Below are 14,846 nucleotides of genomic sequence, written 5' to 3' on the forward strand. Positions count from 1 at the left end.
CCCTCGCCGCACGGCGGAGCCGGATTTCGCAAGTGTCATGAACCTTGTCAGTTCGGCGGCGGGCGCTCTATTGTCGCGGACAGAAAGCGCTTTCCCCTCCTGTGTCCGGGCCGGTGGAAGCGTCCGTCGCGACGGCCGTCGTGACGGACGCGCATGAGCCGCCGCCGGTCCGGCGCAGGGCTTTGATCAGAGCAGTCCGCCGACATGGCTGCACGGTGATGCGCCGTCAGCTCCGTCGGTCCGCCGTTGCGACCGCGGCATGGAGCAGCAACACCAGCATGTGAAGACGAATGGGGACACGAAGATGAGACGACCAGTCGCACTGCGACTCAACGCCGCGCTGGCCACGATGGCCGTGGCGGCCGCGACCGGTGTGGTGTTCTCGATGCCCGAGGCGTCGGCAGCGGTCACCGGCAGTGCCACCGGCTACGCGACCCAGAACGGTGGGACCACCGGCGGTGCCGGCGGGGCGACGGTGCGGGCCACGACGGGCACCGCGATCCACGAGGCTCTGTGCGGTCGCGCCAGCAGCAGCACCCCGATCACCATCGAGGTCGAGGGCACGGTCAACCACGCCAACACCGCCAAGGTGTCGGGCGGCAGCTGCAACACCGCCGCCGGTGTGATCGAGCTCAAGCAGATCAGCAACGTCACGATCGTCGGCGTGGGCAGCGGTGCCGTATTCGACCAACTGGGCATCCATATCCGCGAGTCCAGCAACATCATCATCCAGAACGTGACCGTCAAGAACGTCAAGAAGTCGGGCTCGCCCACATCCAACGGCGGTGACGCCATCGGCATGGAGAGCGACGTCCGCAACGTCTGGGTGGACCACACCACCCTCGAAGCGTCGGGCGGTGAGTCGGAGGGATTCGACGGCCTCTTCGACATGAAGGACAACACCCAGTACGTCACGCTGTCCTACAGCACCCTGCGCAACTCCGGACGCGGCGGTCTGGTGGGGTCCAGCGAGACCGAGCTGTCGAACGGCTACATCACCTACCACCACAACCTGTACGAGAACATCGACTCGCGCGCGCCCCTGCTGCGTGGCGGCATCGCCCACATCTACAACAACTACTACGTGAAGCTGAACGAGTCCGGGATCAACTCCCGGGCCGGCGCGCGTGCCAAGGTGGACAACAACTACTTCAAGGACTCCAAGGACGTCCTGGGCACGTTCTACACCGACGCGGCCGGATACTGGCAGGTCAGCGGCAACACCTTCGACAGCGTGACCTGGTCCGCCCCCGGCAGCGAGAACAACCCCGCCGGGCCCGACCCGAAGTCCAACACCACCGTCAGCATCCCCTACCCCTACACCCTGGACAACGCGAGCTGTGTCCCGGCGATCGTGGGCGCGACGGCCGGTGCCGGCAAGGGACTCAAGGTGTCGGACGGCAGTTGCTCGCCGCAGACGCCGACCCCCACCCCGACGCCGGACCCCACTGACCCGACGCCGGACCCGACGGACCCCACGCCCGACCCCACCCAGCCCAGCGGGACCAACCTGAGCATCGGCGCCGGTTCCGACGGCTCGAGCAAGGCCGACGGTTCGAGTTACGGCAACGTGCGGGACGGTGACATGAGCACCTACTGGTCGCCGGCCGGCTCGACCGGTTCCATCTCGGTCAAGTGGGGGACCGCCACCTCCGTCTCGAGGATCAGCATCCGTGAGGCGTCGGGCTCCACCGGCAGCATCGGCTCGTGGAAGGTCCTCAACGGCGACACCGGTGCCGTCCTGGCCTCGGGCAGCGGGGCGGGCGTCATCGCCGTCCCCAAGACCTCGCTGAAGAAGATCACCTTCGAGATCACCGGCTCCACCGGGACTCCGAAGGTCGCCGAGTTCGAGACGTACGCCGGATAACGGGCCGGTCCCCGCGTCTGTCAGGGACCGGGGGAGACCTCCGGGACGGGCGGAGCGGGACCTTCGTGGCCGCCTGTCCCCGAAATCCTCCGGGGACAGGCGGCCACGCACGAGTCAGCCACGCCGCGACGCCGGCTTGTCACTGATCGCCCGTCACGGGGCCGTCGCACGCGACGGCCCCGTTCGCGCGCCGTCCGGCCGTTCGCTCCCCGGCCCGTTCCCTCGCCTCCACCGTCACTCCCTCTCGTCCTGATGTCTCTGTCGTGGTCGGCCACGGGCGCGCGGCAGCCGCACCGATGCGGATCCGGCCACAGACCGACCAGTTCCAGCTTGTCGCCGACATGACCAATCCGCCGGTCCTCCGAATCCGAATCATGGGGGGAGCCAGGGGGCGCCTACAGCAGTGCCGGACCTTTCTGTACACGCGCGGGCCGGGGACCTGGCGAGGGATGAGCCCTGCCGATGGCCGGTCGGGCAGGCAGAGGGGGAGAGGCGCATGGGTATATCCGGCGCGACGGTGAACGACGTACGGGACGACGGTGCCGCGGCCGAGGAGCCGGACACCGACCGGAGCGGGCGCCCTCGGAGCGACGGCGCCCCGATAACGCTCCAGGGCCCGACGGGGAGCGGCGGAGCGTCCTTGGCTCCGGCAGGTGGTGACGTGCCGGGCTCCTGCTTCGAAGTGCCGCCCGCGCGACCGGTCTTCGTCGACACCACCGGGCGACGCGGCCGCACCTGGCGTCGTACCGGGGTCGTCACGGCGCTCTGCTGTGCCGCCTACGCCACGACCGTGGCCGCCGCGCTGGTCGGTGGCGATTCCAACGCGCCCTATCTGCAACTGCCCAGAATGATGGGCCTGGAGCGCGAGGTGGACGAGCAGTCGGCCCGGAGCCGGGACGAGGAACGCGCGGCCCCGGTCGCCGAACCCGTCCCCACCGCCCCCGGCCCTGCGGCGCCCGGTCCGGGGGTGTCCGGTCAGGCGGTATCCGATCCGGCAGATCCGTCCGCAGCCGTCGGGGTCCACGTCCCGCAGCCCCTCGAAGTGTCCGCCGACCCCGTCGGCATCCCCGTCGCGGCCGGGCGCCCCGCCGCACCTGCCCCGGGAGGCCAGGTCGCGGCTCCTCCGGCATCCGGCGGGGGCACGCAGAGCGGCGAGAGCGCTCAAGGGGCTACGGAGAAACCTTCCTCTCCCGCGCCCGAGGGCGGAAGCGGTTCCGGGTCCGAGGAAGCGACCGGGGGCGGTGACGATGCCCATGGGCACGAGGCCGACGGCACCGCTTCGCCGGGCGGGCCGCTCGGCGACCTGCTGGGCGGTCTGCTCGGCGGGCTGCTGGGAAGCCCCTGACCGGCGGTCGCTCCCGAGCCGGTCGGAGTGCGGTCCGGCCCGCATCCCGGGCGGATCAGCGCCAGTCGGGGGCACCGGACGCGGGGGACAGGACATTCTCGATCTTCGTCCGGATCTCCCGCATGACCGCCACGACCCGGGCTTCGTGACAGTCGCTGAGCCGGGCCACCGGCACGGAGCAGCTGATGGCATCGACGGCCGGTGAGTCGTACCGCAGGGCGAAGCCGAAGCCCGCGATGCCCGTCACCGTCTCCTCGCGGTCGATGGAGTAGCCGCGCTCGCGCACACCGGCGAGGTCGGCGAGCAGCGTGCTGTGCTCGGTGTGCGTGTTTGCCGTACGGGGCGTCAGGGGTCCCTCGGGGATGGGAAGTTCGCCGTCCGGGCGCTCCGCGAGCAGAGCCTTGCCGAGCGCTCCGGCGTGGGCCGGGATGCGGCGGCCGACCCGGCTGATGGTGCGCGGGTACTCATGGGACTCGCGCGTCGCGAGATAGACGACGTTGAATCCGTCGAGCCGGGCCAGATGGATCGTCTCGCCGAGCGCCTGCGACGCCTCGTCGAGGTAGGGGCGGGCCGCGCGCACATGCGGATCGCTGTCCAGGTAGCTCGTCCCCGTGTGCAGGGCACGGATGCCGATGCCGTACAGGGACCCCGTCGTGTCCGTCCGCACCCAGCCGCAGTCGATGAGCGTCCGCAGTAGCTGGTACATGCTGCTGCGTGGCACGCCGAGCTCCTCGGCGAGCTCGTCCAGACGGGCCGGCCGGTCGCCCCTGGCGGCGAGCAGTTCGAGCAGCGCGACGGTACGGGACGCCGACTTCACCCCGCGTACCCCGCTGTTCTCCGGCATGACCCCATCGTAAATCCGCCCCGTCGCACCCATTGACCGCGTCGCGTTCACGCGCCTAACCTCCGTTCTCATACATGTACGCCATCTGTATATGGAGATGAAGCTTGTGGAGCAGGTCAGTGCGGACACCGAAGGTGTCGCTCAGCGGCTGCGGGACGGCATGGCGGGCGGGGTGCCGGCGTTCCCCCTCGCCAGCTTCCGGGAAGACGGCGGCCTCGGCCTGGAGTCGTACCGGGCGCATCCGACCGCACAGGTGGCCGCCGCACCGGGTGCGCTGTTTCCCGCATGCGGGACCGGCGAGTTCAGCGCGCTGCACGTCCCCGGCTACGCCGTTTCCCTCCTCGACGCCGAGCCGGACCTGGCCGGCGCCACCCGTCGCGCCGCCTGAGCCGTACTCCCACCGTCCCGGCCCGCGGCTCCCGCCGGGGAGCGGGCGGGGTGGTTCGACAGCCCGACAGACCGACAGTTCAAAGGGGAACTGACATGCCGCTCGTCGTAGTCGGGATCAGCGTTGTTGTGCTGCTGCTCCTGATGACCCGCATGAAACTCAACGGCTTCGCCGCGCTGCTGCTCGTGGCCGTCGGCGTCGCACTGGTCCAGGGCATCCCGGCGATCGAGATCCCGGACGTGCTCTCGGCGGGCATCGGGGACCAGATCGGCGACACCATGCTCACCATCGGCCTCGGCGCCATGGTCGGCCGGGTCATGGGCGACTCCGGAGCGGCCCAGCGGATCGCGGGCAAGCTGCTCGACGCCTTCGGACCGCGCGGCGTCCAGCTGGCCATGGTGGTCACGTCCATGCTCATCGGCGTGACCATGTTCTACGAGGTCGCCTTCATCATCATCGTGCCCATCGCGTTCACGCTCGTCAGGGTCACCGGGGTGAACCTGCTGTGGGTGGGTCTGCCGATGTCGATCTCCCTGTCCACGATGCACAGCTTCCTGCCGCCGCACCCCGGCCCCACCGCCGTGGCCGCGACCTTCCACGCCTCCGTCGGACACACCCTCTTCTACGGCCTCTTCATCGCCGTACCGGCCGGCGCGCTCGTGGCGCTCCTGTGGCCGCGACTGCCGTTCGTGAAGGCGATGAACCCCTCCATACCCAAGGGCCTGGTCAGCGAGCGGGAGTTCACCGACGAGGAGATGCCCGGCATGGGCTGGTCGCTGTTCGTGGCCCTCTTCCCGGTGGTCCTGATCGCCGGCGCGGCCGTGACCGACATGCTCACGTCCGGCGAGAGCCCCTTCCTGCACGGCGTCGCCTTCATAGGCTCGGCACCGATCGCGCTCCTGCTGGCCCTGCTCCTGGCGGCCTGGGCGTTCGGACCGCGGATCGGCCGCAGCCTGGCCGACGTCAGCGACTCCTGCACCTCGGCGGCCAAGGCGATGGCGATGATCCTCCTGGTCATCGGCGCGGGCGGGGCCTTCAAGAACGTCCTCGTCGAAGGCGGGATATCCGACTACATCAAGGACGTCACGGAGCACTGGGCGGTCTCCCCGATCATCCTGGCCTGGCTCATCGCAGCCATCCTCCGCATCGCGCTGGGTTCGGCGACCGTCGCCGTGGTCACCGCGTCCGGCGTGGTGCTGCCGCTCCTGGCGGGCAGCGGCGTCCACCCCGAGATGATGGTGCTCGCCGTCTCGTGCGGATCCATCGCCTTCTCCCACGTCAACGACCCCGGATTCTGGCTGTTCAAGGAGTACTTCAACCTCTCGGTCGTCCAGGCGATCAAGGTCCGTACCGGCTACACGACGGTGCTCGCGGTTCTCGGCCTCGGCGGCGTCCTGGCGTCCGAGTGGGCCCTCGACGTCATCGGCCTCTGAAACTCACGGCCCGCCCCCTCCCTCGTACCCCAAGGAGCCGACCAGCATGAACCAGCCGACCATCACGCACTTCGCCGTTCATCCCGTCGCGGGCCGCGACTGCATGGAGCTGAACCTCTCCGGTGCGCACGGCCCGTTCTTCACCCGCAACATCGTCGTCCTGAAGGACTCCGAGGGCCGTACGGGACTGGGCGAGGTGCCCGGGGGCGAGAAGATCACCCGGACACTGCGGGACTCCGAGCCGCTGGTCGTCGGCGCGAAGGTGGGTGACTTCAAGCGCGTCCTGCGCGAGATCGGAAGCCGGTTCGCGGAGCGCGACTCGGGAGGACGGGGCGCCCAGACCTTCGACCTGCGGACCACCGTCCACGCCGTCACGGCCGTCGAGTCCGCCCTGCTCGACCTGCTGGGCCAGCACCTCGACGTGCCGGTCGCCGCCCTGCTGGGTGATGGTCAGCAGCGGGACTCCGTAAGGGTGCTGGGCTATCTCTTCTACGTCGGCGACCCCGGCCGCACCGACCTGCCGTACGTCCGTGAAACGGGCTCCGACGTCGACTGGTACCGCATCCGGCACGAGGAGGCCCTCACTCCCGCGGCGATCGTCCGACAGGCCGAAGCCGCCTACGACCTGTACGGCTTCAAGGACTTCAAGCTCAAGGGCGGGGTCCTCGCAGGGGTCGAGGAGGTCGAGGCCGTACGCGCGCTCAAGGACCGCTTCCCCGCGGCGCGGATCACCCTGGACCCGAACGGTGCCTGGTCACTGCGCGAGGCGGTCGAGCTCTGCTCCCCGCTGGTCGGCACCCTCGCCTACGCCGAGGACCCCTGCGGGGCGGAGGACGGCTACTCGGGGCGCGAGGTCCTCGCCGAGTTCCGCCGCGCGACGGGTCTGCCGACCGCGACCAACATGATCGCCACCGACTGGCGTCAGCTGACCCATGCCCTGGCCCTGCAGTCGGTGTCCATCCCCCTGGCCGACCCGCACTTCTGGACCATGCAGGGCTCGGTGCGCGTGGCCCAGCTGTGCAACGCGATGGGCCTGACCTGGGGCTGCCACTCCAACAACCACTTCGACATCTCACTCGCCATGATCACGCACTGCGGTGCAGCCGCCCCGGGCGAGTACAACGCCCTGGACACGCACTGGATCTGGCAGGAGGGCCTGGAGCGGCTCACCGTCGATCCGCCGCGCATCACCGATGGCGAGATCGCCGTCCCCGACGCCCCCGGCCTGGGCGTCGAACTCGACGTGGACCGCCTCCACGCGGCCCACGAGCTCTACCTGGAGCACGCGTTGGGAGCGCGGGACGACGCCGACGCCATGCGGTACCTCGTGCCCGGCTGGACGTTCGACGCCAAGCGGCCCTGCCTGGTGCGGTAAGCCCTTCGGGCAGCGGGCAGCGGGCAGCGGGCAGCGGGCAGCGGGAGGAGGGCGGCCGGTCCCGTCCGGTGGGCCGGCCCACCGCACCGGACCGGACCGTAGCCGTGCGTCAGTGCCCGTGGCTCCCGTCCTCATCCCCGCCCGACGGCCCGTCCTCATGTCCGTCCGGGGGTGTCGTCGGGCGGATCGTCTCCGCGGCCGTTGCGGACGGCACGGTGAAGGCCGCCGTCCGGACTGTGCCGTTGTGCTTGAAGTCCAGGAACAGCCGGTAGGTGGCCGCGCCGGGAGCCGTCGCGCTGAAGGAGACGTCCGGCCCGGGTTTCGTGGAGCCGTCGCCGGGTGCGCCGTCGGGGTGGACGTGGAGATAGGCGAGGTCGCCGGCGCGCAGGGCGACGAGATGGCCGTACGCGCCCAGATAGGGCTGCAGGTCGGTGACGGGCCGGCCGTTCTTCCGCACGGTGAAGGTGACGTGCTCCGGCGTCCCGGGGCGCAGGGTGCCGTTCACGGAGGCCGTGTAACCGTCGACCGTGGTGGTCCGGGCGGGCTTCGGGAGTTCCGCCGCCTTGTACGGCCCGGATACGGCCAGGTCCGCGCCCAGAGTCAGGTTGCCGGCGTTCTTGCCGACGGGTGTGAAGTCGGCGAAGACCCGGTAGTCGCCCGCCGCCGGCAGTGTGACGGGGGTGCTCCAGGTGCCGTCGGCCGCCCGGGTGGGGTGCAGGTGGCGGTAGGTGACCAGATCGCGTGAGGCGAGGATCAGATGGAGTTCCTTGTCGTGCTCGCGCTGAAACGCCGTGACCTGCCTGCCGGCCCGGTCCCGGACGGCGAAACGCAACTCGCCCGGCTGCTCCGCCTTCATACGGGGGGTCTGGAGGTCGAGCGTGTACCCGCCCTCGGAGATCTGGAGACCACCGGCGGGAGAGTCGCCGGCCCGCGGGCCGGCGCCCTCCGCGTGGGCCGTGCGCTCGGAGGGTCCGGCGGCGCTCGTCCCGGGGCCGACGGCCGCGCCGATGCCGTAGGCAGCACCGAAGGAGGCCGTGAGTGCGGCGGTGAAGGCGGCGATCTTCGCGGCGGGGTTCATGGCTGCTCCTGTGCTCTCTGTGCGCGGAGGGCCCGCGATGTCCATACGCTTGAGGGTATACCCGCAGGGGGTATACGCAACCGGCCCGGTGGAGACTTGCGGTGCATACGGGTGGGGGGTATATGTTTGAGCCGTACGGTATACCCTGCAGGGGTATACTGGTACCGTTCGGAGGAGGAGCAGGCGATGATTCCCACGACCCCCGGCGTCACCCGGGTCGAGCTCGCCATCGGCGGGATGACCTGTGCCTCGTGCGCGGCCCGGATCGAGAAGAAGCTCAACCGCATGGAGGGGGTCGAGGCCACCGTCAACTACGCCACGGAGAAGGCCGGGGTCGCCTTCGCCGAGGGCATCTCGGTGGAGGACCTCATCGCTACGGTCGAGGCCACCGGTTACACCGCCAGGCAGCCCGCCCCGCCCCGCCCCGAGCCCGGTGAAGCCGACGCGGCCGCCGCCGGTCAGGGTGAGGACGAGCGCGCGGACGCCGGACTGCGGTCGTTGCGTCAGCGGCTCGTCACCGCGGCCCTGCTCGCCGCGCCGGTCATCGCGATGGCGATGATTCCGGCCCTCCAGTTCGAGTACTGGCAGTGGCTCTCCCTCACGCTCGCCGCGCCGGTCGTCACGTACGCGGCGTGGCCCTTCCACCGTGCCGCGTGGACCAATGCCCGGCACGGTGCGGCCACCATGGACACCCTGATCTCGGTCGGCACGTCGGCCGCGTTCCTGTGGTCGCTGTGGGCGCTCTTCTTCGGAACGGCGGGGATGCCCGGCATGACGCATCCCTTCGAATTCACGATCAGCCGAAGCGACGGAGCGGGAAACATCTATCTGGAGGCTGCCGCAGGCGTCACGGCCTTCATCCTGGCCGGCCGGTACTTCGAGGCCCGCTCGAAGCGCAAGGCGGGCGCCGCACTGAAAGCGCTCATGGAGCTGGGCGCCAAAGAAGTCACCGTGCTGCGCGAGGGCCGCGAGACCACCCTGCCCACAGCCGCTCTGAAGGCCGGGGACCGATTCCTGGTCCGCCCCGGCGAGAAGATCGCCACGGACGGGACGGTGGTGGAGGGCTCCTCCGCCCTCGACGTCTCCATGCTCACCGGTGAGTCGGTGCCCGTAGAGGTGGCCGCCGGTGACGCCGTCACCGGTGCGACCCTCAACGCAGGCGGCCGCCTGGTCGTCGAGGCCACCAGGGTCGGCGCCGACACCCAGCTCGCCCGGATGGCCGCGCTCGTGGAAGAGGCGCAGAACGGCAAGGCCGCCGCCCAGCGCCTCGCGGACCGGATATCCGCCGTCTTCGTGCCAGTCGTCATCGGGCTGGCGCTGGCGACACTCGGCTTCTGGCTCGGCTCGGGCGCCGGACTCACCGCCGCCTTCACCGCGGCCGTCGCCGTGCTGATCATCGCCTGCCCCTGCGCACTGGGCCTGGCCACGCCCACCGCCCTGCTGGTCGGCACGGGACGGGGGGCCCAGCTCGGCATCCTGATCAAGGGCCCCGAGGTCCTGGAGAGCACCCGCAGGGCCGACACGATCCTCCTCGACAAGACGGGCACCGTCACCACCGGTCGGATGACGCTGCTGAAGGTCCACGTCGCCGGAGCCACTGACGAGACCGAAGTGCTGCGCCTCGCAGGTGCGTTGGAGCACGCCTCCGAACACCCGATCGCCCGTGCCGTCGCGGAGGGCGCCGCCGCGAGGGTGGGCGCGCTGCCCGTGCCCGAGGACTTTGCCAACGTCCCCGGCCTCGGTGTCCAGGGCGTCGTCGAGGGCCGTGCCGTGCTCGTCGGCCGCGAGAAGCTGCTGGCCGAATGGGCCGTAGCGCTCCCCGAGAAGCTCAGGGCCGCCAAGGACGCGGCCGAGAAGGACGGGAAGACCGTCATCGCGGTGGCCTGGGACGGCGAGGCGCGTGCGGTCCTGGAGGTCGCCGACGCGGTCAAGGACACCAGTGCCGAAGCGGTCAGGCGGCTGCGCGCCCTGGGACTGACGCCCGTCCTGCTGACCGGCGACAACAAGGCAGTGGCCGAATCCGTCGCGGCCCAGGTCGGTATCGACGAGGTCATCGCCGAGGTCATGCCGCAGGACAAGGCAGAGGTCGTCAGGAAGCTCCAGGCGGAAGGACGCAGCGTCGCCATGGTGGGCGACGGAGTCAACGACGCCGCCGCGCTCGCCCAGGCGGACCTGGGCCTGTCGATGGGGACCGGCACGGACGCGGCCATCGAGGCCGGCGACCTGACGCTCGTACGCGGGGACCTACGGGTGGCCGCCGACGCGATCCGGCTCTCCCGCAGGACGCTGGGGACGATCCGCTCGAATCTGTTCTGGGCCTTCGCCTACAACGTGGCGGCCCTTCCGCTCGCCGCCGCCGGCCTGCTCAACCCGATGATCGCGGGAGCCGCCATGGCCTTCTCCTCGGTCTTCGTCGTCGGCAACAGCCTGCGCCTGCGCGGCTTCCGGGCCGCCGGCTGAGCCGTCCCACGCGCCCCGCGCCACCGCTGTTCCCGGCGGGGCGCGGGATTCGGCGAGCAGGTAGGTTCGGTTCCGTGGCCACTCTGCTGATCGTGCATCACACCCCCTCACCCAACTGCCAGGCGCTGTTCGAAGCGGTGGTCTCCGGCGCGACGACGGAGGACATCGAGGGCGTAAGAGTCGTGCGCCGGGCCGCGCTCGCAGCGACGGCGTCCGACGTGCTCGCCGCGGACGGCTATCTGCTCGGCACCCCGGCGAACCTCGGATACATGTCAGGCGCCCTGAAGCACTTCTTCGACCAGGTCTACTACCCGTGCCTGGACGCGACGAAGGGCAGGCCCTTCGGCTACTACGTGCACGGCGGCAACGACGTCACCGGCGCCGTACGGGCCATCGAGACGATCACGACGGGCCTCGGCTGGCGCCGCGCGGCCGACGCGGTGAAGGTCACCGGTGAGCCGGGCAGGGCGGACACCGAGGCGTGCTGGGAACTCGGCGCCACGGTCGCCGCCGGGCTGATGGCCTGACGGCCCGTTGCCGGACCGTTGGGGCTCAAGGCCGCTGCCGGACCGACGACCCGACGGTTCCTACCGCGGGACGAGGGTCACCTCGGTCGCCTTCACACTGGTCCACACCGGCACCCCGTCGGCCAGCCCGAGCTCGGCCGCGGCCTGCGGGGTGATCTCCGCTACGAGGCCGGGCGCCTCCATGGACGAGACGAGGACACGCAGTCGGCTGCCGCTGGCGGTGATCTCGCGGACCGTACCCGGCCAGACGTTGCGCGGGCTGCCGCCCGGCCTCTCGCGGTGTACGGAGACGGCTTCGGGTCCGATGACCGCGAGGGCGGGGGTTCCGGTGGGCAGTGGTTCCGCGGCGACGAGGTGGCCCCCGCCCGGGAGCCGGAGGCCCTCAGCCGTGGCCGTACCCGGCCAGGCGTTGCGGCCGAGCATCCTGGCGACCCAGGGGGAGCGCGGATGACGGGTGACCTCAGCCGGCGGCGCGTCCTGCAGGGCCCGGCCCTCGTCGAGCACGAGGACGCGGTCGGCCAGCGAGACGGCCTCGACCGGATCGTGCGTGACGATCAGGCAGACGCCTCCGAAGCCTCCGAGGTGAGTGCGCAGGGTATGGCGTACATGCGCGCGGGTCGTCTGGTCGAGTGCGGCTAGCGGCTCGTCCAGGAGCAGCAGCCGGGGGCGCGCGGCCAGTGCGCGGGCGAGCGCGACGCGCTGTGCCTGGCCACCGGAGAGCTGGACGGGCTTACGGGCGGCGAGGTGCCCGACGCCGAGGCGGTCGAGCCACTGCCGGGCGCTGTCCCTGGCCTCCGCCCGCGGTACGCCGTGGGCACGGAGCCCGTACGCGGTGTTCGCCAGCGCGGAGAGGTGCGGGAAGAGGGCGCCGTCCTGCGGGACCCACGCGACGCCCCGCCGGTGCGGGGGCAGGCCGCCGGTGTCGGTGTCCCCGAGACGCAGTGCCGCGTGGGCGCGCGGCGTCAGGCCGAGCAGCGCGCGCAACAGGGTCGTCTTGCCCGCGCCGTTCGGGCCGACGACGGCGATCGTCGTACCCGGCTCCGCTTCGAGGGTGAGCTGGTTGAAACCGGTGACCTCGGCGCGCAGCGGCCAGCTCTCGCGGAACGCCGGGGGAGCGGTGGAGGGAGCCAGGAGGTCCGCGGGCTGCTCCGGACCGGGCTCCTCCACGCGGCTGCGCGGCGGCGCGGCGGAGCGGGGCGCCCCGGCCCATCGTCCACGCAGGGCGAAGAGCACCGCCATGGCGATGGCCAGCAGGAGCAGCGAGACGGAGGTGGCCGCCTCGGGGGACTCCTGGAGCAGCAGATACACCTGCAGGGGCAGGGTCTGCGTGGTGCCCGGCAGATTGCCCGCGAAGGTGATGGTCGCGCCGAACTCACCCAGCGCCCGTGCCCAGGTGAGCGCCGCGCCGGCGGCCAGTCCGGGAGCGACCATGGGCAGGGTCACGGTGAAGAACACGCGTACCGGGGAGGCGCCGAGGGACGCGGCCGTCTCCTCGTACCGCGGATGCAGGCCGCTCAGGGCCCCTTCGAGGCTGATGACGAGGAACGGCATCGCGACGAAGGCCGCGGCGAGGACCGCCCCCGAGGTGTGGAACGGCAGCGTGACGCCGAACGTGTCCTCCAGCCAGGGGCCGAGCAGCCCCCGCCGCCCGAAGGCGAGCAGCAGTGCCACACCGCCGACCGTCGGCGGAAGCACCATGGGCAGCAGGACGAGCGAGCGTACGAGGGCCTTGCCGGGGAAGTCGACGCGGGCCAGCAGCCAGGCGAGGGGCACGCCCAGCACGAGCGACAGCCCGAGCGCCCAGCCGGAGACGAGCAGCGACAGCTTCAGGGCCTGTGTGGTGCCGGGACCGGTCAGATGCGTGCCGAGCTCGCTCCAGTTCGTGCGCGCCAGGATGCCGGCCAGCGGCAGCATCAGGAACACGACGGCGAGCAGTGCGGGAATCGCCAGGGTGAGCGGGGTACGGGGGCCCGACGGGCGGGGGCGGAGCTGTTTCATGGCGTTTCCCTACGGGCCCGTCCTGGTCGTCACGGCTTCTGGAAGCCCGCGTCCCGGAGGATCTTCTGTGCCTCGGGCGTGGACAGCCAGGACACGAACGCGGCTGCGGCCTCGCTGTTCCCGGAGGACTTCAGTGTCGCGGCCGGATAGGAAGCGATGGCGTTCTGCGCGTCGGGGATGTCGATCGCGTCGACGTTGTCGGTGGCGGTTGCGGCATCCGTCCGGTAGACGAGCCCGGCGTCGGCCTCGCCGAGTTCGACCTTGCTGAGGACGGCGCGGACATTGGGCTCCTGGGAGACCGGCTTCACGTCGATCCCCCGGGCGTCCAGGATCTGCCGTCCGTAACGGCCGACCGGCACCTCCGGTGCGGCCAGCACCACCTTCAGCGCGGGATCGGCGAGATCCGAAAGACCCTGGATCTTCTCGGGGTTCCCTTCTTCTGTGGCGATGACCAGACGGTTCTTCGCGATGACCGTCGGCCTGCCGGTGTCCGCCGTCAGCCTGTCCATGGTCCTGGTGTCGGCGGTGACCAGCGCGTCCGCGGGCGCACCCTGCCCGACCTGGGCGGCGAGCTCCTGCGACCCGGCGAAGGAGAACGTGACCTTCGTGCCGGGGTGTTCCTTCTCGTACGCCGCGCCGGCGGTCGCGAAGACATCGGTCAGCGACGAGGCGGCCAGCACGGTCAGCTCGGTCCCCGACCCGGCCTTCGCTGTGGCGGAATCCCCGCCGGCGTCGCCGCCGCCGCACGCGGCCAGGGTGGCGAGCAGCGACGCCGACAGGACTGCGGCGACGCCCCGGTGGCCGCTGAGGGGGAAGGACATCAGGAGAACTCCTCGGTAGGGAAAGCCGATCGGCGGCGGCTGATGCCGCGTCAGGTGCGGTCGATATGCACGCTCGTCGACTTCACGCGGGCCGTGGCCCGCACGCCGACCTCGAGCCCCAGCTCCTCCACGGCCTCCCGGGTCAGGAGCGAGACGAGACGGTGCGGGCCGGCCTGGATCTCGACCTGGGCCGCGACGTCACCGAGCTTCACCGCGGTGACGATGCCGGGGAACGCGTTGCGCGCCGAGGTGTAGGGGACCTCGTCCTCGCCGGTGCCCGCCTGGGCGACCTCGACCGAGAACGCGGCCAGGTCACGGCCGTCGACGAGGCGACGGCCGCTCTCGTCGCGATGGGTCGCGACCCGGCCGGCGTCCGCCCAGCGGCGGGCGGTGTCCGGGCTCACGCCGAGGAGGCGTGCCGCCTGCCCGATGGTGTAGGACTGCATGTACGACACGATATGTTGGATGCCCTCGCATTTACAACGCACAGACGTTCCAGCCCTCGCAGATGCGTGATTCCGTTTCGTCCGGATGAAGCCGCAGGCAGGCCCGGGCGAACTGCGCCCATTCCGGGTCCCGCCGAAGCTGTACGCCCCGGGCTCGCGCAGGCCGCGGGCCGCAGGGCCGGCAGGACCGACGACGCCCGGCAGTCCGCGGCCGCCCGCCCGGCACGTGCCATCCGTCTCCGGACCAGAACTGACGCGAGGCCG

At 71.3% G+C, this 14,846-nt stretch carries 12 protein-coding genes; 7 read left to right on the forward strand and 5 right to left on the reverse strand.

Going from position 1 to position 14,846, the window contains the following annotated elements:
• Positions 1-304 precede the first annotated feature (304 nt).
• Positions 305-1,867: a pectate lyase family protein gene (locus BFF76_RS23975; protein ID WP_065849041.1), complete on the forward strand. Its 1,563-nt coding sequence runs from the start codon at positions 305-307 to the stop codon at positions 1,865-1,867.
• 496 nt (positions 1,868-2,363) lie between these two features.
• On the forward strand, positions 2,364-3,212 hold the full coding sequence (locus BFF76_RS23980) for a hypothetical protein (RefSeq protein WP_065849034.1): 849 nt from the start codon (positions 2,364-2,366) through the stop codon (positions 3,210-3,212).
• Positions 3,213-3,267: 55 nt separating this feature from the next.
• On the opposite strand, the gene BFF76_RS23985 is transcribed toward BFF76_RS23980, so the two are convergent.
• Entirely contained in the window at positions 3,268-4,056 is a 789-nt protein-coding gene (locus BFF76_RS23985) for an IclR family transcriptional regulator (RefSeq protein ID WP_065849035.1), read from the reverse strand.
• Between the two features lie 91 nt (positions 4,057-4,147).
• On the opposite strand from BFF76_RS23985, the gene BFF76_RS23990 reads away from it, so the two are divergent.
• The 3 genes from BFF76_RS23990 to BFF76_RS24000 all read left to right on the forward strand — a co-directional run bounded on the left by BFF76_RS23990 (position 4,148) and on the right by BFF76_RS24000 (position 7,252).
• Positions 4,148-4,444, forward strand: coding sequence for a hypothetical protein (locus tag BFF76_RS23990; RefSeq protein WP_065849036.1), 297 nt, complete (start codon positions 4,148-4,150; stop codon positions 4,442-4,444).
• Positions 4,445-4,539: 95 nt separating this feature from the next.
• The gene (locus BFF76_RS23995; RefSeq protein WP_031098180.1) at positions 4,540-5,877 is read left to right on the forward strand and encodes a gluconate:H+ symporter; all 1,338 of its coding nucleotides are present in this window, start codon (positions 4,540-4,542) and stop codon (positions 5,875-5,877) included.
• A gap of 46 nt (positions 5,878-5,923) precedes the next feature.
• Positions 5,924-7,252 (forward strand): enolase C-terminal domain-like protein, encoded by a 1,329-nt coding sequence (locus BFF76_RS24000; protein WP_065849037.1) that lies wholly within the window; start codon positions 5,924-5,926, stop codon positions 7,250-7,252.
• 109 nt (positions 7,253-7,361) lie between these two features.
• Here BFF76_RS24000 and BFF76_RS24005 read toward each other — a convergent pair whose 3' ends face one another.
• Positions 7,362-8,330 (reverse strand): hypothetical protein, encoded by a 969-nt coding sequence (locus BFF76_RS24005; RefSeq protein WP_042837044.1) that lies wholly within the window; start codon positions 8,328-8,330, stop codon positions 7,362-7,364.
• A 186-nt stretch (positions 8,331-8,516) separates the two neighbouring features.
• Between BFF76_RS24005 and BFF76_RS24010 the strand changes: the two genes are divergently transcribed.
• Both BFF76_RS24010 and BFF76_RS24015 read left to right on the forward strand, forming a co-directional pair.
• Entirely contained in the window at positions 8,517-10,790 is a 2,274-nt protein-coding gene (locus BFF76_RS24010; RefSeq protein WP_065849038.1) for a heavy metal translocating P-type ATPase, read from the forward strand.
• A 74-nt stretch (positions 10,791-10,864) separates the two neighbouring features.
• The gene (locus tag BFF76_RS24015; RefSeq protein ID WP_031098172.1) at positions 10,865-11,317 is read left to right on the forward strand and encodes a flavodoxin family protein; all 453 of its coding nucleotides are present in this window, start codon (positions 10,865-10,867) and stop codon (positions 11,315-11,317) included.
• A 60-nt stretch (positions 11,318-11,377) separates the two neighbouring features.
• Here the strand turns inward: BFF76_RS24015 and BFF76_RS24020 are convergent, their stop codons facing one another.
• The 3 genes from BFF76_RS24020 to BFF76_RS24030 are packed head-to-tail and all read right to left on the reverse strand — an operon-like array spanning position 11,378 to position 14,582.
• Positions 11,378-13,315, reverse strand: coding sequence for an ABC transporter permease (locus BFF76_RS24020; RefSeq protein WP_053931125.1), 1,938 nt, complete (start codon positions 13,313-13,315; stop codon positions 11,378-11,380).
• Positions 13,316-13,344: 29 nt separating this feature from the next.
• On the reverse strand, positions 13,345-14,136 hold the full coding sequence (gene modA / locus BFF76_RS24025) for a molybdate ABC transporter substrate-binding protein (RefSeq protein ID WP_031098168.1): 792 nt from the start codon (positions 14,134-14,136) through the stop codon (positions 13,345-13,347).
• 50 nt (positions 14,137-14,186) lie between these two features.
• Positions 14,187-14,582: a TOBE domain-containing protein gene (locus BFF76_RS24030; RefSeq protein WP_031098165.1), complete on the reverse strand. Its 396-nt coding sequence runs from the start codon at positions 14,580-14,582 to the stop codon at positions 14,187-14,189.
• Between the last annotated feature and the right edge of the window lie 264 nt (positions 14,583-14,846).

Origin of the sequence: Streptomyces mutomycini (genome assembly GCF_001700505.1) — a bacterium.
GTDB classification, from domain to species: Bacteria; Actinomycetota; Actinomycetes; order Streptomycetales; family Streptomycetaceae; genus Streptomyces; species Streptomyces mutomycini.